General features: G+C 33.0%; 19 protein-coding genes. 9 read left to right on the top strand and 10 right to left on the bottom strand.

Annotated elements, in window-relative coordinates:
- Positions 1 to 91 precede the first annotated feature (91 nt).
- A complete protein-coding gene (locus tag RM51_RS17975) occupies positions 92 to 424 on the bottom strand; it encodes a hypothetical protein (RefSeq protein ID WP_039372866.1) in 333 nt (110 codons plus the stop codon).
- A gap of 300 nt (positions 425 to 724) precedes the next feature.
- On the bottom strand, positions 725 to 1,057 hold the full coding sequence (locus RM51_RS17980; protein ID WP_039372868.1) for a HopJ type III effector protein: 333 nt from the start codon (positions 1,055 to 1,057) through the stop codon (positions 725 to 727).
- 99 nt (positions 1,058 to 1,156) lie between these two features.
- On the opposite strand from RM51_RS17980, the gene RM51_RS17985 reads away from it, so the two are divergent.
- Positions 1,157 to 2,539 carry an RtcB family protein gene (locus RM51_RS17985; protein ID WP_039372871.1) on the top strand — a complete coding sequence of 461 codons (1,383 nt, stop codon included), beginning with the start codon at positions 1,157 to 1,159 and terminating at the stop codon, positions 2,537 to 2,539.
- A gap of 147 nt (positions 2,540 to 2,686) precedes the next feature.
- Here the strand turns inward: RM51_RS17985 and cobC are convergent, their stop codons facing one another.
- Genes cobC through cobT form a run of 3 tightly spaced genes read right to left on the bottom strand, consistent with a single transcriptional unit; the run spans position 2,687 to position 5,013 of the window.
- Positions 2,687 to 3,241: an alpha-ribazole phosphatase gene (cobC, locus tag RM51_RS17990; RefSeq protein ID WP_052248562.1), complete on the bottom strand. Its 555-nt coding sequence runs from the start codon at positions 3,239 to 3,241 to the stop codon at positions 2,687 to 2,689.
- The gene (locus RM51_RS17995; protein WP_039372873.1) at positions 3,226 to 4,008 is read right to left on the bottom strand and encodes an adenosylcobinamide-GDP ribazoletransferase; all 783 of its coding nucleotides are present in this window, start codon (positions 4,006 to 4,008) and stop codon (positions 3,226 to 3,228) included. Before RM51_RS17995 ends, cobC begins: the two co-directional genes overlap by 16 nt.
- Entirely contained in the window at positions 4,009 to 5,013 is a 1,005-nt protein-coding gene (cobT, locus tag RM51_RS18000) for a nicotinate-nucleotide--dimethylbenzimidazole phosphoribosyltransferase (protein WP_039372876.1), read from the bottom strand.
- Positions 5,014 to 5,393: 380 nt separating this feature from the next.
- Here cobT and RM51_RS18010 point away from each other — a divergent pair, with 380 nt between their 5' ends.
- The 7 genes from RM51_RS18010 to RM51_RS18040 all read left to right on the top strand — a co-directional run bounded on the left by RM51_RS18010 (position 5,394) and on the right by RM51_RS18040 (position 13,003).
- A complete protein-coding gene (locus RM51_RS18010) occupies positions 5,394 to 6,143 on the top strand; it encodes a nucleotidyltransferase domain-containing protein (RefSeq protein WP_039372881.1) in 750 nt (249 codons plus the stop codon).
- A gap of 9 nt (positions 6,144 to 6,152) precedes the next feature.
- On the top strand, positions 6,153 to 6,827 hold the full coding sequence (locus RM51_RS18015) for a hypothetical protein (RefSeq protein WP_039372883.1): 675 nt from the start codon (positions 6,153 to 6,155) through the stop codon (positions 6,825 to 6,827).
- Between the two features lie 11 nt (positions 6,828 to 6,838).
- Entirely contained in the window at positions 6,839 to 7,570 is a 732-nt protein-coding gene (locus RM51_RS19225) for an ATP-grasp domain-containing protein (protein WP_052248563.1), read from the top strand.
- Between the two features lie 68 nt (positions 7,571 to 7,638).
- Positions 7,639 to 8,859 (top strand): DUF4062 domain-containing protein, encoded by a 1,221-nt coding sequence (locus RM51_RS19230; RefSeq protein ID WP_052248564.1) that lies wholly within the window; start codon positions 7,639 to 7,641, stop codon positions 8,857 to 8,859.
- Positions 8,860 to 8,915: 56 nt separating this feature from the next.
- Positions 8,916 to 9,974 carry a nucleotidyltransferase domain-containing protein gene (locus RM51_RS18030; RefSeq protein WP_039372885.1) on the top strand — a complete coding sequence of 353 codons (1,059 nt, stop codon included), beginning with the start codon at positions 8,916 to 8,918 and terminating at the stop codon, positions 9,972 to 9,974.
- Positions 9,975 to 10,121: 147 nt separating this feature from the next.
- Positions 10,122 to 10,562, top strand: coding sequence for a MarR family winged helix-turn-helix transcriptional regulator (locus RM51_RS18035; protein WP_039372888.1), 441 nt, complete (start codon positions 10,122 to 10,124; stop codon positions 10,560 to 10,562).
- A gap of 5 nt (positions 10,563 to 10,567) precedes the next feature.
- A complete protein-coding gene (locus RM51_RS18040) occupies positions 10,568 to 13,003 on the top strand; it encodes a TonB-dependent receptor domain-containing protein (protein ID WP_084111214.1) in 2,436 nt (811 codons plus the stop codon).
- A gap of 69 nt (positions 13,004 to 13,072) precedes the next feature.
- Here RM51_RS18040 and RM51_RS18045 read toward each other — a convergent pair whose 3' ends face one another.
- From RM51_RS18045 to rpsO, 5 genes are all read right to left on the bottom strand, one after another.
- Positions 13,073 to 13,426, bottom strand: a complete 354-nt coding sequence (locus tag RM51_RS18045) for a hypothetical protein (protein WP_039373106.1) — start codon at positions 13,424 to 13,426, stop codon at positions 13,073 to 13,075.
- Positions 13,427 to 13,535: 109 nt separating this feature from the next.
- The gene (locus RM51_RS18050; protein ID WP_039372893.1) at positions 13,536 to 13,970 is read right to left on the bottom strand and encodes a cold shock domain-containing protein; all 435 of its coding nucleotides are present in this window, start codon (positions 13,968 to 13,970) and stop codon (positions 13,536 to 13,538) included.
- Between the two features lie 388 nt (positions 13,971 to 14,358).
- Entirely contained in the window at positions 14,359 to 16,608 is a 2,250-nt protein-coding gene (locus RM51_RS18055) for a polyribonucleotide nucleotidyltransferase (protein WP_039372895.1), read from the bottom strand.
- Between the two features lie 193 nt (positions 16,609 to 16,801).
- Positions 16,802 to 17,965 carry an acyloxyacyl hydrolase gene (locus RM51_RS18060; RefSeq protein ID WP_131667100.1) on the bottom strand — a complete coding sequence of 388 codons (1,164 nt, stop codon included), beginning with the start codon at positions 17,963 to 17,965 and terminating at the stop codon, positions 16,802 to 16,804.
- Between the two features lie 157 nt (positions 17,966 to 18,122).
- The gene (rpsO, locus tag RM51_RS18065; RefSeq protein WP_034704056.1) at positions 18,123 to 18,392 is read right to left on the bottom strand and encodes a 30S ribosomal protein S15; all 270 of its coding nucleotides are present in this window, start codon (positions 18,390 to 18,392) and stop codon (positions 18,123 to 18,125) included.
- A gap of 155 nt (positions 18,393 to 18,547) precedes the next feature.
- Between rpsO and RM51_RS18070 the strand changes: the two genes are divergently transcribed.
- Positions 18,548 to 19,120 carry a pyruvate decarboxylase gene (locus RM51_RS18070; RefSeq protein ID WP_228375831.1) on the top strand — a complete coding sequence of 191 codons (573 nt, stop codon included), beginning with the start codon at positions 18,548 to 18,550 and terminating at the stop codon, positions 19,118 to 19,120.
- The last annotated feature ends 32 nt before the right edge of the window (positions 19,121 to 19,152 follow it).

Raw genomic sequence — 19,152 nt, forward strand, 5'->3', positions numbered from 1 at the left:
AAGGCTGAAATACATTTAAACTTAAAACTAAATTTGTATTTCATCTGCCAGAAAAATTAGTTTATATCAGTATATCTTTTTCTCAAAACGATTACTTCCACTCTTCCCCTGTAAAAGTTTTAAAAAAATTGTCTATTGAATACATTTTGTCTTCATGTACAAAGTTTTTCAAAAATGGATTTACTTCTACCACATAATATTGTAAACCATCTGGATAAATTCTAAACTTTATTTTTAAAATTTCTTCATCAATCTCTTCAATATCATCAAGATTGAAAATTGAAATTACTGGAATAATTTCCTCACCTGTCAATACATTGTCAAGTACAAAACCATTAATCCATAATGACATTCTGAATTCATTTAATTCTGTAATAAGTTTGACTTTTCCTTTACAAAATATTTTTTCTTGTTTGTATTCCATTATTAAAGTTTTAGAACCTATTTAAATTTAATATTTTTATGATTCTGTTATTTTTTAACGCAAAGTTTTAATTCCATTTCAACCCATTATTTTTAGGGAGCAAAGGCAAATAAAATTTGCTTCACGAAGCTTGAAAACACAGCTTCATAAAATCAACTTGTTGATTCTTCTTTACTCACTTCATAATAATCAGTCCTTAAATAAAATCTTTGCGTCAAAAAAATGAATGGTCATTTTTAAGAATCAATCAAATTTAAACAGGCTCTTAATTTTCCTTTCAAAAAGCAGGTGAATCTCAATTTACTTTCTCACCAAAGGTTTTCCGTCAAAAGAAATCCCATCCCATCCGAAATTCATAAAATTTCTGATATTCTGATGGTCTGTTCCTTCAGGATTTTGCAAAACATCTTCTCTGTAAAAAGCCCCGAAAAGAGAAAGAGTTTCTTCTTTTGACAGGTCATTTAATTTAGCAAAACTAAAAACTTTACAAGATCCATTATTCTGATCTGCTTCATTTACTAAATTACCGTTTGTAAATTTTGTCGGAGTAAAATCATAATGCTCATCAATAAATGTAATCACTTCTTTAAACTGAATTTCTTCTGCTGACTTTTCTAATTGTTCGAATAACATTTTATTTAAATTTTATCAAAAATAATTAAAATAAATTATTCTACGCAAAATTATTGCGCATTTAAGTAATTACTTTGCATCAACAAAATAAAAGAACACATGGAATTTAATGGAAACAACTTGATCGAATTAGGATATAGATCCGCAAAATGGTTTAAAGAAGCCATTGCGTATATCAACGAAAATAAACTGGATGATAATCAAATTAAGGAATATTTGGAACAATTCAAACAACCGGAACTAATTCCGCTTCATGAAACGGCAAAAGATTTTGTCATCAACATCCGAGCTGAACATGAAAGTGAAAATGACAATGTGGAAAAAGTAATCAACACGATGAAAGTGTTGATGAAAACACCAACTTTAGTTTCTGGTGCCATCATGCCCGATGCGTGTCCGACAGGTCCGGTTGGTCAGATTCCGGTTGGGGGAGTTGTGGTGGCGAAAAATGCGATTCATCCGGGATTCCATAGTGCAGATATCTGCTGTTCGGTAATGTTGACGGATTTTGGAAAAGCGGATCCAAAAGAAGTATTGGATGCTGCTCATTCTATCACGCATTTCGGATACGGAGGAAGACCAAGAGGTGAACAAATGGAAATGTCTCAGGAATTAATGGATGCTTTTAGAAAAAATGATTTCCTTAATGATGAGAAACTGATAAGCATCGCCCGTTCTCATATGGGGACTCAAGGTGACGGAAACCACTTCTTATTTGTCGGAATTTCAAAAAATACCGGAAATACAATGTTGGTGACCCACCACGGATCGAGAGCTCCGGGAGCTGCTTTGTATGATAAAGGAATGAAAATAGCGAATCGATTTAGACAAGAAATTTCGCCTGAAACATTGAGAGAAAACGCTTGGATTCCGTACGAAACGGAAGAAGGAAAATCCTATTGGGAAGCACTTCAACTGATCAGAACATGGACGAAAGAAAACCATACTTCTATTCATGATGCGACTTTAAATAAACTGGGAATTGAAAAAGAAGACAGATATTGGAATGAGCATAATTTTGTTTTCAAGGATGGAGATTTGTTTTACCATGCAAAAGGAGCAACACCTTTGGATGATAAATTTATGCCGGATATTACGGGACCAAGATTGATTCCGCTAAATATGTCAGAACCCGTTTTAATTGTTCAAGGAAAAACGAATGAAAGAAATCTTGGTTTTGCGCCACACGGAGCGGGAAGAAATTTCAGCAGAAGTCAGCATAAAAAATCTTTAGCTCATAAGACGATTGAAGAAGTTTTTGCAGAGGAAACCCAAGGATTAGATATCCGTTTTTTCTCGAATGAAATTGATATTTCTGAACTTCCGACAGCTTACAAAAGCGCTAAAAATGTAAGAGCACAGATTGAAGAATACGGACTTTGCAAAGTTTTGGATGAAGTAATGCCTTACGGATGTATTATGGCGGGTGATGTTCAGAAGAATGCGCCTTGGAAGAAAAAGAAGAAGTTTAGAAAAGCTTAATATTTCTTTTGTCTTTAAATAAATAATTAATAATTAGCCTTGTAAACTATAATGATTTACAAGGTTTTTATTCTCTCGCAGATTATGCTGATTTCGCAGATGATTGTGTTTATAAAATCTGCTTAATTTGCTCAATCTGCGAGAGCTTTATAAATTTATATTTCTAATAGAAACTAATCCCTTTCTCAAATCAATAACAGTTCTTTTCCCATAATCAATCTGAATATTGAACATATTTTCCAAAGGAAATTTCAAAACAGATTGAAGGATCAACCGAATAACTCCGGCGTGAGTAACAACTAAGACTTTATCAATATTTTCTTTTGAAATCAACTCATTCCAAAATTCACAGACACGGGTTTGCATTTCCAATAAATTCTCTCCGTTTTTGGCTTTTATAGTAATAAAATCTTCATACCAAGGATTGATTTCTTCTTCCGGGATTTCCGACCATTTTTTGAGTTCCCAATCGCCGAAATTCATTTCTCGGATTCTTTCATCCGTTTCGTAATTCAGCCGAAAATATTTTGCCAATAACTGACAACGCTGAGACGGACTTGAAATTATTACATCAAAATCTTTATCCATTTGAACAGCCCTTAAATCTTCTTCAAAGTCTTTTCTTAAAGGCATCTCAGCAAATCCGTAACACAAATGATCAGGATTTTCTACTGCGGTATGGCGAATTAAATGAATTTCCATACGATGATTGTTCCTAAATAGAATAAAACCTCACAAACCTGCTGAACGGTTCCCAAACAATCACCGGTATACCCTCCAATATGTTTTTTAAAATACCAACCCAAGTAGATTTTTCCGATATAAGCTAATATAAAAGCAGGGATTAATCTCCAATCAGGAAGTAATGAAAATGCAATAAGAACTGCTAAAAAACTTATGAATAAAGACTGTCCATCCAAAGGTGTATTCGCCAATGGTTTTGATTTGCTCACGTCAATATCCGTAACGTATTGATGCGTATAAATCATTGTTCCCGAAATAAACCGGCTTGAAGTATGGGCAAAAATAATAACAGCTAATGTTTTCATTACATCCAGGCTTCCTAACTTCTGAATACTCAAAAATTTTAAAGCAAATAATAGAATGATTCCAATCGCTCCATAAGCTCCTACCCGACTGTCTTTCATAATGGTCATGATTTTCTCTTTACCATAACCGCCTCCGAAACTGTCGCAAACATCAGTAAATCCATCTTCATGAAAAGCCCCCGTTAGCAAAACACTCGAAATCATCATTAAAACAATCGCTATTTCAAGGTTAAAAAGCTGAAAGGAAAGATAGAAAATAGCCGCATTGATGATTCCAACCAATAATCCCACCCATGAAAAATATTTCTGAGATCTGTTCATTATCTCACTTGAATAGGGAACTTTGAACGGAACAGGAATCCGGGTGAAAAACATCAGCGCCGTCGCGAAGTAGATCAGTTCATTCTTTACAGCTTTCATTTAATCTTTATTTGAAACATTCGCATCTTCAAAACTCGACATTTCATTCAGGAAATTGACCGCACTTTGAATCAGCGGATAAGCCAATGCACAGCCTGTTCCCTCTCCTACTCGCAGATTAAGATTCAGCAATGCTTTTTGTCCTAATAATTCTAGTAACTTGATATGTGCATATTCATCACTGACATGACAGAAAATACAGTTCTTTACAATTTCAGGATCCTTTTTAAATAAGACAGAAATGGCAACCGTTGCAATAAACCCATCAATCAGGATCAGCATATTTTGTCGGTACGCTTCTTCCATTGCCCCCATCATCTGAGTAATTTCCAATCCTCCGAAAGTTTGGGCAATTTCGTCCACCGTTTCAAGATCCGGATACTTTGCTATTGATTTTGAAAGGAGATCAATTTTATTCTGCAACTGAGCGTCATTTAAACCGGTTCCTCTTCCTACACAATCCGCAATCGGAATATTAAATAGCTGACTCATCATTAACGAAGAAGCCGAAGTATTACCAATTCCCATTTCCCCAAAACCGATGATATTACAGCCTGTTTCAGCAATTTCTTTAACAACAGACTTCCCGTTTTCTAATGCCAGTTGATATTCTTCAATAGTCATAGCAGGTTCTTCTAAAATATTTCTACTGGATTTTCTGACTTTTTTATCGATCAAATCCAAGCCTTCCGGAAAATCAAAATTGACTCCTGCATCTACAATTTTTATATCAATTCCATTCTGTCTGCAAAAAACATTAATCGCCGCTCCACCTCCTAAAAAATTCATCACCATCTGATAAGTAACTTCCTGTGGATAAGCGCTTACTCCGGCTGTTGCAATTCCGTGATCGGCTGCAAAAACAACCATATGAGGTTTGACTAATTTAGGAGAAGTTGTCTGCTGAACCATTCCGATTTTATGAGCCAATTGTTCTAAAAATCCTAACGCGCCTAATGGTTTTGTCTTGAAATCGATTTTGTGTTGTAATTCGTCTGCTAACATTGATGTAATGTAGTTTTTTGTCTTTTTATTAGAGTAAATGATGGGATGCAAATTACTAAATTCTGGGTATTAAACAGCTATTTAATTTTTCAATCTATTTTCTTTGTTCTTAATATGAAATAACGCAAAGCTTTTCTTTTCATCCGTTTTATTTTTAGAAGGCAAAGGCAAATAAAATTTGCTTCGCGAAGCGTGAAAATATAGCTTCATCAAATCAACTCTGTTGATTCTTCTTTGCTCACTAAATAAAGTTATCCCGCAAAATAAAAACTTTGCGTTAAAAAGATTAAAATCTTCCATACAACAACTCTCAAATGCAAAAAAACAACGTAAAAACATTGCGCATATCCTCTTTTACTTTGCATTATAAATTAAAAACAATGACACCAAAAATACTAGAGAAATTAAAAGAAGTTGAGAAAATACGTGGTATAGAAATACTTCTTGCCGTAGAATCCGGAAGTCGAGCCTGGGGTTTTGCCTCACCTGACAGCGATTATGATATACGCTTTATCTACCGACACGAAAAAGACTGGTATCTTTCACCATGGGAGAAGGATGAAACGATAGAATTTATGACCGAAGACGATCTGGATGGTTCCGGATGGGATTTGAGAAAGACTTTTCACTTGCTCTTGAAATCGAATGCGGCTTTGTTCAGTTGGTTTTACTCCCCTATCGTGTATGTGAAAAATGAAAAATTTTACGATTTATTCAAACCTTTGGCGGATGAATGTTTTTCTCCGATAGCGGTTTCTTACCACTATCTGAGCATGAGCAAAAAATATCTGGAAGCCTGCAGAAACGATGAAGTAAAACTGAAATCTTATTTCTACTGTCTTCGAACTACATTAACCGGAAAATGGATCTTGGAAAAAGGAACCGTTCCGCCAGTTTTGTTCAGTGAATTACTAGTTTTGGTAGATGATTTTACGAGAACTAAAATAGAAAACTTGATTGCTTTAAAAGCCACAAAAGGAGAATCTTATTATTATCCTAATGACTGGGAATTGTTTGGGTTTTTGGAGAACATGATACTGGATAGTGAGGAAAGAGCGAAAAGTCTGAAAGGGGGAAATGGAGATAAAGGTGAGATGGAGAGGGTTTTTAGAGAAATACTAGAACTTTAAAAATACATAATGAAAATATTCAATTTTTTAAAAAAGAAAAAAACGATTCAAAATAATGAGATAGATATTTTGAAAAATGACTTCCAAGAAGAAAACAAAATAGAAATAATGGAAAAAGAGACGACTGTTCATCCTTTTACTGAAAGATGTGAGTTTTTGAAAAAAGAGTATGGATTGATCGTTCCTGACGTTTATCAAAAATTGTTCACCTATTTTAATATTGAAAAAAATAATAGTTTATATCATCCATTTTGGATAGAAGGTGAGCCTTATATAGAAATTTTCTATACAGAAAAATTCGTCCTATATATGATTGAAAGATATTTGGAACTATATGATAAAGATTTTGACCAAGAAAAATTTCAGGAAATTATTGAATATAGTAAGTTTGAATTTATTCTTAAAGAAAATAGATTTGAAGCTCAGCATATGAACATTGCATTTGTAGATCAATGCTACGAAGAATTGGGAAGAAATCAGGATTATCTAATCATTGGACTAAACATATATGCTACTTGTGGAGGAGCAGAATTTCTAATTTTATCAAGTGATAAAAAAGGATATTATGCAGGATGTTATCATGGAATGGAAACAGAAATTGAACATCAAGGAATTAAAATAAACTACGACATACTAGATCATTACAGGTCAGTAAGCGAAGAAATCGGTAATATTTTTAAATAAATTAAAAAATCATGAAAAATATAGTCGCCCTGTCTCCCATGTACACGGAAGACAGCAATAACCTGAAAAAAGCATCGCTCAATTCACCTTATCAATTGAGCCGTTTCAATGCAAAATGGAATGTTCCCGAAGAATTTCGTAGTGATGTGATTGCAGTGTATGGCGAAGATATTTACGCAGAAATTGTTGCAGAACAGTGTAATTTAACTTTAACAAAACCAGACGATAACTGGCTTTCAAAGATTTCGGAGAAGTTTATAAAACGTAAAATTTCATACGGACAACTGAAGGATTTCATACATGAAGAAAATATTTTCATTAAATGTTCTGATTTTAAAAATTTTAAAGCCGGAGTTTTCGATAAAGTTACCAATATCAAAGGTTTTGACACTTTGGATTTAGAAAGTACTGTTTTCACTTCGGAAGTCGTGGAATGGGAACTTGAAGTGAGATGTTTTGTTTTAAATAATGAAATAAAAACTCATTCTTCGTATTGGCGAAACGATGTTTTCGATACCAATCCGCTTTCTGAAACGGAACAAAAAGATCTATTTAAGTTTTTCAATGATTTCATGAAACAATATTCTGAAACGCTTCCAAAAGCAATTGTTTTGGATTTCGGAATTATCAAAGGAAAAGGTTGGGCTTTGATTGAAGCGAATCCGGCTTGGTGTTCAGGTTTGTATGCTTGTGATGCGGAAAAGGCTTTGGAGGTGATTGTGGAGAGTTGTTTTAAAAATTAAGCAATTACGGGAACACATAATTATTCAATATAAATTAGATATATATTTGATAAAATACTTTTAATAATATGAAAAAAATAAATGTTCTTAGAATTTTTTTAGCTTCTCCTGGTGATGTTAAAGCAGAAAGAGAAATGATTTTTGCTTTAAAAGATGATTTAGATCTATTAATAGGTAAAGATAAAAATATAAAATTCGAAATTATCAATTGGGAAAGAAATACTTATCCAGGAAAGGGAATCGACGCACAAGATGTCATTAATGAACAAATTAATGATGAATACGATGTTTTTATCGGAATTTTCTGGCAGCGGTTTGGAACACCTACTAATCGATATGAATCAGGAACACTTGAAGAATATGAAAATGCAAAAAAGAAATATGAAAATGATAAAGAAAATACTCATATTATGATGTATTTTAAAACAGAAGGAAATCAAAATATATATGATATAGATCTTGAACAGCTTAAAAAAGTAAAAACCTTTAAAGACAAAATATCAAAGGAAGATGGAATATTATATTCTGAATTTGAAAAAACAGAGGATTTAAAAAACTTAGCTCAAATCAATTTAGCAAATTTAGTTAGAGATAAATTTTCAAAAAAGAAAAGAAGTGTTAGAAAATCAGCACAACAAAAAAAAGATATTAATTCATCAGAAATAACAGATGTTGATAAGTATGAATTATTAGCCATGAAAATCGACAAAGGAGATTATAATGTAGAAATTGAAATTTTTTTAGAAGATATTGAAAAAACAAATAGCTTTTTATCTGATTTGGCTTCATCAACTAATAAATTAACTTTAGTAATGAATTTCTTTAGTACCAAAACTAATGAAAGAACGAGGCAATTAAATAGAATCAATAATATTAAAGATGAACGATTACGTTTAACAAAAGCAAAAAAGGTTTCAAATGACTATGCTGATGATTTAGATAAATATTCTAACGATTTTGAAGCTCTTTTAGCTGAATTTAGAGAATCTATCAGCAATAGCATACAATCTTATTCTGAAATTATTTACAAAACAATCAATTCAAATTCATTTGATGAAAATAATAAAAATGAATTACTCGAGAATATACCTAATTTTATTTCTTCTGTAGAAACAGCAATAGAAGGAACTGCAGATTTTCTTGAGACATTTACTAAAATGAGTACACATCTTACAGCGAAGTATAGTACTTCTAAGAGAAGGGCTGAACTTGCTACAAATAATGTGTTTAAAGAATTGATTAGAACAAAAAAATTATTAAAACAATTGTTAGACGATAATAAAGATTAATTAGTTACAAATTATTATATAAGATTTTACAAAATGAAAATCATAATATATGAAAAATGAAATTACATGACATAAAAAATAAAAACCTCATTCTCTTCCAAGCCATCTCCGGAAGCCGCTCATTCGGACTCGCAACGGAAAACTCAGACACAGATATCCGTGGAATATATTATTTGCCGAAAGAAGATTTTTTTGGTTTAAACTATATTCCGCAAATCTCCAATGAAACGAATGACATTACCTATTATGAAATCGGAAGATTGGTTGAATTATTACAGAAAAACAATCCGAATATTTTAGAAATTCTGGCAAGCCCGGAAGATTGTATTCAACATAAAAATCCGTTGATGGATTTGCTGAAACCTGAAGATTTCCTTTCCAAGCTTTGTAAAGATACGTTTGCAGGTTATGCGATTTCACAGATCAAAAAAGCAAAAGGACTCAACAAAAAGATCCTAAACCCGATTGCTCAAGAAAGAAAATCTATTCTTGATTTTTGTTATATTTTACAGAATCAAGGTTCAATTCCTTTGAAAAAATGGCTTTCTGAAAACGGAAAAATTCAGGAAAAATGCGGTTTGGTGAGCATCGACAATACCAAAGGAATGTTTGCTCTTTTCTACAACGAATCGGGAGATTTAAATTACAAAGGAATTATCCAAAATGAAGAAGCCAATCAGGTTTCGGTTTCGTCTGTTCCTAAAGATGAAAAACCGATTGCCTATCTCTTCTGCAACCTCGATGCTTATTCTACGTATTGCAAAGATTACCGTGAATATTGGAAGTGGGTTTCGGAGCGAAACGAAGACCGTTACAACGTCAATCAACATCATGGGCAAAACTACGACAGCAAAAACATGATGCATACGATCAGACTTTTGCAGTCTTGTAAACAGATCTTTAAAACCAATTCTTTAAATATCCGTGTAGAAAATCGTGATGAATTATTAGACATCAAAGCCGGAAACTGGTCGTATGAAAATGTAATGAAAAAAGCGGAAGATCTCATCCGATCGATTGAGCATTATCACTCTATTTCTACCCTTCCGGATTATCCGGATTTAGAAAAAACCACAAAGATCTTAATTGAAATAAGAGAAAACCTTTATCAATAAATCCTCATAAACCACCATTAAATCGGTGGTTTTTCTTTTTCTACAAAATAATTTTTGATTCATTGTAACAAAGTTAGTTCAGTTTCTACAAATTAATTAACATATCAATAATTGATTAGTCATTATTATTTAAATACAATCTTTACCATGGAAAAATTAAATTCAATCATATTTTACAATATCGACAAAGCGATCAGATCGTATAGAAATTATGCTCAAAGGCAACTAAAAGCAAATGGATTTACAATAACGATCGATCAATGGCTGATTATTAAAGCGATATTGGAAAATCCGGGAATTACACAAAATGAAATTGGAGATCTTGTTTTTAAAGACAATGCATCCGTGACAAGAATTATTGAATTACTGGTAAAGTCTGAATACATTATCAGAAATCAAAATCCTGATGATCGTAGAAAAACCAATCTTGAGGTCACAGAATCCGGAAAAGAAATCATACAAAAAGTACAGAACCTTGTAGAAGAAAACCGAAAGCTTGCTTTGGAAGGTGTTTCTAAAGAAGAACTGGAAATCATGAACAATGCATTACTCAAAATATCTAAAAACTGTCTTAACCCTAAAAAATAAACACTATGATCAGAATATGTATATTCATTTTTATTTGGTTGCTCTCCATGTTCACCATGTTGAAAGCTCAATCAATACAAAATTATTCTTTATCCGGAAAAATAGATTCCGATAAGGTAAATCAGATGGAAATCAATCTGTTTAATGCTGAAAATAAATTGGTAAAAACAGAAATTGCAGATGCAAAAGGAAATTTCAGTTTCAATGATCTTGCATCCGGAAATTACTTGTTAAAGATCAATAAGAACGGAGCAGAGTCCTATCAATCTGAAAACATTTCCGTGACAGGAAATACTACCCTTCCTTCTATTCAATTAAACGAAAAAATCATTGAAGCAGTAACAATTACTAAAACCAAACCTTACATTGAAAGACAGGATGGCAAAATGATCCTCAATGTTGAAAACAGTATTGCAAGTACCGGAAACTCAGCATTTGAAGTCCTGGAAAAAGCTCCGGGTGTGAAAGTCGACAACAACGACAATATAAGCCTTCGCGGAAAAGGAAATCTTCTGGTGCAAATCGATGGAAAAAATACTCCTATGACAGGAACTGATCTTGCCAATTATCTTCGTGGAATTCCGTCTTCAAGTGTTGAAAAAGTAGAGTTTATTACCAATCCGTCGTCAAAATACGATGCAGCGGGAACTTCAATAATTAATATTAAGCTTAAAAAAGATCAGAGAAGGGGAACAAACGGAAGCATTTCAACTGCTTGGGGAACTGGAAAATACATTAAAAATAACAACAGTTTTAACATCAATCATAGAAATAAAAAAGTAAATCTTTTTGCGAACTACAGTTTTGCCTACCGTGAATTTTACAACAAATTGCTTCTCGACAGAAGTTTTTACGATAACGGAAATTTTACGCAAGGTTATATTCAGGATAATTTTCTGAAAATGAATTTCCGAAATCACATCGCAAAAACCGGAATGGATTATTATATGAATGATAAAAATGTTCTCGGATTCTCAGTAGGTTTTATCAGCAACAGATTTGATCCGACAAGCAATAATGAAACATTGATTTTAGATAATAACCATCAACCTTCAGGAACTTCCAATACCAAAAGTAACAACCGAGATCACTGGAAAAATGTATCTTTTAATCTTAATCATAAACTTACGATTGATTCTCTGGGCTCCGAGCTTACAACGGATTTGGATTATATCAACTATTCCAACACTTCTTTGCAGAACTTTATTACCAATAATTATGATGTTAATGGAAATCTCTTCCCATCAACTTCTCTTAATCCAAATCCATATAATCTGAAAGGAGATTTGGGTGGAAGTCTGAATATATATTCCTTAAAATCTGATCTTACAAAGGTGTTTAAAAAGAACTGGAAATTGGAAACCGGAATCAAAACAAGTTTCGTAAAAGCGGATAATGATCTTCAGTTTTTTAATGCAAGTTCAGGAAATTTAGTTCTTGATGACTCAAAAACCAATCATTTTATTTATGAAGAAAACATCAATGCGGTTTATGGAAATTTGATTAAAAACTGGGATAAATTTAAAGTGAATTTTGGGTTGAGAATAGAGAATACCAATATTACCGGAAATCAGATCACAACGAATCAAATCAACAAAAAGAATTATACACAACTGTTTCCGAGTGCTGTTTTTTCTTATGATGTAAATGATAAAAATACAGTTGAGCTCAATTTCAGCCGAAGAATTACAAGACCAACTTATAAACAGCTGAATCCTTTTAAATTCTATCTGGATCTTACGACTTATCAGGCCGGAAATCCTGATCTGAATCCGCAAACTACGATGAATTATGAGTTTACGTATAGTTTTAGTAATAAATATTTTGCGACATTAAGCTACAGTAAAACCAAGAATAATATTACCGATGTGCTGAAACCAACCATAGAAAATGGAAAAACGGTGGTAGTTCAGGCCAATGAAAACCTTAGCTCCGCTTCCTATTACGGACTGAATCTGATCGCACCTGTAAAAGTGGCAAAATGGTGGGATATGAACAATAGCGCAAACTTCTACTACGGAAGTTACACAGGAAATATTGCTGATACATCTATTAAAAATCAAGGAAATTTCACTTTTGATCTTAACAGCATCAATTCTTTCAAATTAGGAAACGGATTTACCGCAGAACTAACCGGAAATTATAAAGCAAAAGAAGTGTATGCATATATGTTCCTGAAACCAATGTGGTCTGTAAATATTGGAGCGCAAAAGAAATTTAAAAACAACAGTACACTGAAATTCTCATTTAACGATATTTTCTTTACCAGCAATCCGGAAGCAAGAAATATCTATACGAGCTACGTAGAAAACTTTATTGTAAGACGTGACACTCGAGTGGCAACACTTTCTTATACCTATAATTTTGGATCAGGAAAATCCGGACAGCCTAGGAAAACAGGCGGCGCAGATGATTTAAAACAGAGAGTTGGGAATGGATAATTGAGATTGCTTCGTTCCTCGCAATGACGGACACAATAAAAAACCACCGAAAATTTCGGTGGTTTTGTTTTATTTATTTTTCTTCAAAATATAATACACTGCTTTATCCTTTTCATCATTCATTGTATAGGCAAACTGAAAAGAATATCCGTTTGCAGACATGAAATTAAGCGCATCCATCATCGAATTGAACTTCATATTTCGTCCTCTTTCATCTTTAATATTCGTTCCGTTTTTAAAAGAAATTGATTTGGTTTCCTGTCCGAAATCGATTTCCACGTTTACTTTTGTACTTAATGATCTTCCGGTGCCAATAATCTGAACGTAATCAACATCAATATCTCTGATAGGAACATCATTTACCGTTTGAGCAAAAGAATAAGAAACGAAGCTGAGAAAATAGAGAATGAATAGTTTTTTCATAAGTTTTTGTTTAAAGATAACTAAAATTTCGTTTCCTATTAAACATACAAAATCCCTCATTTCTGAGGGATTCTACTATATCTGAGAAATTAATCTTATGTGGGATTAATTATTTTACCAATCTAATTTCAGCTGCAGAAAATCCTTTTGGAGATTTTTCTTTTTCGAAAGATACTTTATTTCCTTTCTTAATCTGATCGATGCAGTTATTATTGTGGAAGAAGATATTTTCTTTTGTTTTATCTTCCGTGATGAATCCGTATCCTTTTTCGCTTAAAAAAGTTACGATTCCTGTTTTTACAGTTTCTTCAGCTTCAATTGGAGCTGCACCTAATTGAATATTATCAAGAGAGATTTCCGCTCTTTCATCGTTATCAGGTGGTGTAGACGTCAGTTGTCCGTTTGCATCTACATACATGAACATTTCGTCAAGGCTTTTGCCTTTGTCATTATTTTCTTTACGTTCTTCACGACGTAAAGCTTTTTCTTTTAGCTTTTGCTGTTTTTTCTTGAAATTTTCTTTTTTAGAGAAAGAATCCGCCATATATTTTTTAAAATTTAATTGTTACTGAGTACTATTTTAAGTTTAAATAAGGTATAATATTCAAACTTTGTAATATTAATACATCTTTCTAAAAGAGATGTAATATGTTTTCCGGTTGCCTTTTTATTTGAATAATTGTTCTGAGAACAATAGAAAAAGATGAAAAATAATAAAGAAATGATATTTCAAATAATTACAACACTGCGAAAAGCAGAGAACCTGTCTTTAAGATAATGTACAAATATACGAAAAATAAAGACACAAAGCAACTCGATATTGATTTAAATAATTGAGTCTCAATTCGCTTTATTAAACCTCTTTCTTTAAAATGCAAGAAAATATATATAAAATAAAAAACCATCGAAATTTCGATGGTTTTTGTTATTTATTAAGCCTGATCAGCCGGTTTTTCACCTTCTGGTTTAGCTTGATTTTGTCCTTCTGGTCTGTTTGGTCTTTCAGGTCTCCCTTGTCCTTCCGGTCTTGGAGCTCTTTGCTCCCCTTCTTTCTTCTCAGGTCTTGGAGGTCTTGGCAACAAAACTTTTCTAGAAAGTTTCATTTTCTTACGATCGTCGTACCCCATGAACTTCACTTCTACTTCATCACCTTCTGCATAAGGAACTTTGTCTAAACGAGCCCATTCGATTTCAGAAATATGAAGAAGCCCTTCAGTTCCTTTAGCAATCGCCACAAAAGCACCGAAATCCATTACTTTTACAACTTTACCCTTATAAACTTCACCTATCACCGGTACGAAAGTAATTTCGTTGATCTTAGCAACCGCAGCATTGATTTTCTCTCTGTCTGTTCCTGCAATTTCGATACGTCCGATCTCACCAATTTCTTCAATAGCGATAACCGTTTCCGTATCTTTCTGCATTTGCTGAATGATTTTTCCACCAGGTCCGATTACAGCACCAATGAAGTCTTTCGGAATTTCCATTACTACCATTTTCGGAGCGTGAGGTTTCACATCTTCTCTTGGTGTAGCAATTGTTTCAGTGATTTTATTTAAGATATGTAATCTTCCGTCTCTTGCCTGCATTAAAGCTTTTTCCATGATATCCATAGAAAGCCCTTGGATTTTGATATCCATCTGACAAGCTGTGATACCATCTGCAGTTCCTGTTACTTTAAAGTCCATATCTCCCAAGTGATCTTCATCTCCTAAGATATCAGAAAGTACTGTGAATTTACCTGATTTTGTATCAGTGATCAATCCCATCGCAATACCAGAAACCGGTTTTGTAATTTGTACCCCTGCATCCATTAATGCTAATGTTCCTGCACAAACTGTTGCCATTGAAGACGAACCGTTTGATTCCAAGATATCAGAAACGATTCTGATTGTGTATGGATTTTCTTCAGGAATTACAGCCTGTAAAGCTCTTTGAGCCAAGTTTCCGTGTCCAACTTCTCTTCTTGAAGTTCCTCTTAAAGGTCTTGCTTCACCTGTTGAGAATGGAGGGAAGTTATAGTGTAGGAAGAATTTTTCGTCGTGCTGAGTGATTACGCTGTCCACCATGTTCGCATCTTTCACAGAACCTAATGTAACAGCCGTTAAAGACTGAGTTTCTCCTCTTGTAAAGATTGCAGAACCGTGAGCTCCCGGAAGATAATCAATTTCTGACCAAATTGGACGGATCGTTTGAGGATCACGACCATCTAGACGGATATTGTCCTCTAGGATCATCTGACGCATTGCTTCTTTTTCTACATCATGATAATATACTTTTACGAAAGGTGTTACTCTTTCTAATTCTTCTGCATTATCTGCATATTGAGCAAGGAATTCTTCACGTACCGCTTTGAATTTATCACCTCTTTCTTCTTTGCTTGAAGGAGTTTTAGCTACTTCATATACTTTATCATAAGTTTCTTTCCAAACTTTTTCACGAATTTCTTCGTCGTGAGTTTCGTGAGAATATTCTCTCTTAGGGAAAGCTTTTCCTACTTTTTCTGCTAATCTTTCTTGAGCTTCAATTTGCTTTTTAATTTCAACATGAGCGAATTTAATAGCTTCTAACATTTCCTGCTCAGAAATTTCTTTCATTTCCCCTTCTACCATTACGATTGAATCTTTAGTAGCTCCAACCATAATATCCAATTCTGAATCTTTTAAAGCTTCATAACTTGGGTTAATTGCCAATTCTCCATTGAATCTTACCACTCTTACTTCAGACATTGGTCCGTCGAAAGGAATATCGGTAATTGCAATTGCTGCAGAAGCCGCTAAACCAGCTAAATCATCAGGAATTGTTTGTCCGTCATAAGAAATTAATGAAATCATTACCTGAACTTCCGCGTGGAAATCTTCGGGGAAAAGCGGACGTAGAACTCTGTCTACCAAACGCATTGTTAAAATTTCCTGATCAGAAGGTCTTGCTTCTCTACGGAAGAAGTTTCCAGGAATTCTACCACCTGCGTAGAATTTTTCTCTGTAATCTACCGTTAATGGTAAGAAATCTACTCCAGGATTTGCTTCTTTATTGGCCACAACAGTTGCTAAAAGCATTGTTCCACCCATTTTTACTACCACAGATCCATCAGCTTGCTTCGCCAATTTCCCCGTTTCTAATGTGATTTCTCTTCCGTCTGCAAGAGTAATCGTTTCTGTAAACGCTTGAGGTATACTCATAAATTTTCGTCTCTTGTACTCCGTATTGAGTACGATTATTATTTAAACTCTTTAAATTTTCGTTTGCAAATTTAATGTATTATTTGGATAAAACCTTTTTTTAGATGAAAATTGCATTCAAACAAAACGATTTCAGCTGTTTAAAAAAGCACTTATTCTCCTTGGTTTTACCTTAACTAATACATTCAAATTTCTACTTCCTGACTTTTTTTGAAAAAGTGTATCCTAATTTCCATTCCAGATAATTGGCAACATGGAAATCATACGCATTGATCCCGAATGAAGCAAATAAACGATCCGTAAATTGATATTGTAATGCTATTCTTTGAAAGAAAGCTGTCTTATCATATTTTGTTGTTTTTTTGAGCACATAATATCCAGCTCCAACATTCACATATAAATTACCAATCATTAAACGGTAAGTAGGGATAACACTAAATAACAGTTGATTTTTTGAAAAACGTTTTTTCTGATATACGGTACTATCAGATACGTACATACTGTGATTATATTCTTCGTCTTGAGTGATGCCTACACCTATTCCATAAGCTGATTTAGCTGAATATTGACGTAAATAGAAAGCTTCCGCTCCATATATTGAGTAATCAAATCCATCATATAGCTTTACTTCATCTCTTCTTTCTCCTTTATAAAAAGCATCTTTTCTTCCTGCAAATACTGAAAACTCCAATGTATTGTATTTTTCTTTATTAAGAGTAATAGTATCAGCTTTTTTTAATGATACTCTTTCTGGATAATATACCAAACTTAATTGAGGCGTAACACTATTCAATCCTTTATTCGGAATTTTCAACGAACCATTGGAAAGATGATTAAATTTAAGATTCATTCCCAAATCAAAATGTTTTCCAATTTCATAATATAATCCGGTTCCTAAACCTATAAACATATTCGTTTTTGAGCCGACAGAAGTATTATAATATCCTTTGTCCAGATCAAAAGGGTTTGAATTAAAAGAAATACCTAAATTGATATTATGATACCATTTAAGACTCCCCCATTGTTTAATTTTAGCATTATATATCCCATAAATAGCAAAAGGACTTCCCATCTGTCTATTCTGAAGGAAGTCAAAAGCTATAAAACCTACTCCAATTTGTGGATGATTATACAAAGACTCCCAATCCTTCTCTCCATTGGTCTGTTTTAGAAATTCAAAAGAATAGGCTGCAAAAGCTTTATGAGGATAACTTTTTAAATGAATATTGGTAGGTAAAACCATTCCGTACTCGGCATTTGCACTGGCTGTCCAAAGTTTTGGTTTTAAAGAGTCTGCTTCTTGTGCTTTGCATAAAATGGATAATAAAACCAAAAAATAAGTATAAAAATTCTTCAAAATCAATCTTAATTAAAAAAAAGAAACAAATTTAAATATTCATTTAAGAAAACCGAGGAAAAATCTTAAAAATTCAATCATTCGTTGCATTTTTAACAAAAAGTCACAAAAAAAGCAACCTCTTTCGAAGTTGCTTTTATTTGAAAATCTTTACAGATTATTTTCTTAAACCTAGTTCAGCGATAATAGCTCTGTATCTTGTAATATCTTTTTTCTTAAGATAATCCAATAAACTTTTTCTTTTACCTACCAATTTCACCAAAGATCTTTCAGTATTGAAATCATGACGATTAGCTTTCAAGTGCTGAGATAAGTGGTTAATTCTGAAAGTGAAAAGAGCTACTTGTCCTTCAGCGCTCCCTGTGTCCTGTGCAGATTTTCCATGTTTTGCGAAAATTTCTGCTTTTTTTTCTGTTGTTAAGTACATTCCAATATTGTTTAATGATTATTATGTAACGGCTGCAAAATTACGACTTTATTTTGATTCTGCAAACATTATTGATTTCATATATGGAATTTGATAGAAAAAAATGTTAAAAATTTCTTAAAAAAATTATGTCATCCCATTAAAAGACAGTAATTTTGCAATCGAAATTACAAATGGGAAGAGTTTTATTTTTATTAGCCATTACTTCTTTTTTATTGATCGGAAATGCTTCAATGAAAGCACAAAAAACTTCCGATGATAAAATTAAGAAAGTCCTTTACTTCAATCCTGAAGTTGAGCCGGATATTGAGGAAATAAAAGAACCTACCAACAATGCATTTTTCAGTACTGTTTCTGACAATACCAGCAATATGAAAAGAAACAAAATGCTGAGAGCTGAAGTGCAAATCCCTTATGATAGCATCGACAAACAAACCATCATCGATTATTGCAGCAATAATGCAACTGATTTTGCTATCGTTCCCAAAGTGAAATATTTTAAAGTAGGTTTAGGAAAATACGTATTTTCAAATCAGGTTGTAGTAAGTATGAAGCTTTATGATGCTACAGGGAATCTTCTTACAGAATCGGATTACGATACTTATCGTAAAAATATGCGTCTATTAGGCTCTACAGAAAATTCAATAAAAATAGGAACCAATGGTGCTATGAAAGGGATTTTAAAAAAACTAAAGAAAATAAGATCTACTACTGATTCCGAATTCTAGTCTTTAAATATTCCTTAAATTTCATTCATTAT

Origin of the sequence: Chryseobacterium taiwanense, assembly GCF_000813825.1 — a bacterium.
GTDB lineage: Bacteria > Bacteroidota > Bacteroidia > Flavobacteriales > Weeksellaceae > Chryseobacterium > Chryseobacterium taiwanense.

Bases quoted from the DNA above. Each gene is read 5' to 3' on its own strand.
- RM51_RS17975 (WP_039372866.1), bottom strand. From the start codon at position 424: ATGGAATACAAACAAGAAAAAATATTTTGTAAAGGAAAAGTCAAACTT.
- RM51_RS17980 (WP_039372868.1), bottom strand. From the start codon at position 1,057: ATGTTATTCGAACAATTAGAAAAGTCAGCAGAAGAAATTCAGTTTAAA.
- RM51_RS17985 (WP_039372871.1), top strand. From the start codon at position 1,157: ATGGAATTTAATGGAAACAACTTGATCGAATTAGGATATAGATCCGCA.
- cobC (WP_052248562.1), bottom strand. From the start codon at position 3,241: ATGGAAATTCATTTAATTCGCCATACCGCAGTAGAAAATCCTGATCAT.
- RM51_RS17995 (WP_039372873.1), bottom strand. From the start codon at position 4,008: ATGAAAGCTGTAAAGAATGAACTGATCTACTTCGCGACGGCGCTGATG.
- cobT (WP_039372876.1), bottom strand. From the start codon at position 5,013: ATGTTAGCAGACGAATTACAACACAAAATCGATTTCAAGACAAAACCA.
- RM51_RS18010 (WP_039372881.1), top strand. From the start codon at position 5,394: ATGACACCAAAAATACTAGAGAAATTAAAAGAAGTTGAGAAAATACGT.
- RM51_RS18015 (WP_039372883.1), top strand. From the start codon at position 6,153: ATGAAAATATTCAATTTTTTAAAAAAGAAAAAAACGATTCAAAATAAT.
- RM51_RS19225 (WP_052248563.1), top strand. From the start codon at position 6,839: ATGAAAAATATAGTCGCCCTGTCTCCCATGTACACGGAAGACAGCAAT.
- RM51_RS19230 (WP_052248564.1), top strand. From the start codon at position 7,639: ATGAAAAAAATAAATGTTCTTAGAATTTTTTTAGCTTCTCCTGGTGAT.
- RM51_RS18030 (WP_039372885.1), top strand. From the start codon at position 8,916: ATGAAATTACATGACATAAAAAATAAAAACCTCATTCTCTTCCAAGCC.
- RM51_RS18035 (WP_039372888.1), top strand. From the start codon at position 10,122: ATGGAAAAATTAAATTCAATCATATTTTACAATATCGACAAAGCGATC.
- RM51_RS18040 (WP_084111214.1), top strand. From the start codon at position 10,568: ATGATCAGAATATGTATATTCATTTTTATTTGGTTGCTCTCCATGTTC.
- RM51_RS18045 (WP_039373106.1), bottom strand. From the start codon at position 13,426: ATGAAAAAACTATTCATTCTCTATTTTCTCAGCTTCGTTTCTTATTCT.
- RM51_RS18050 (WP_039372893.1), bottom strand. From the start codon at position 13,970: ATGGCGGATTCTTTCTCTAAAAAAGAAAATTTCAAGAAAAAACAGCAA.
- RM51_RS18055 (WP_039372895.1), bottom strand. From the start codon at position 16,608: ATGAGTATACCTCAAGCGTTTACAGAAACGATTACTCTTGCAGACGGA.
- rpsO (WP_034704056.1), bottom strand. From the start codon at position 18,392: ATGTACTTAACAACAGAAAAAAAAGCAGAAATTTTCGCAAAACATGGA.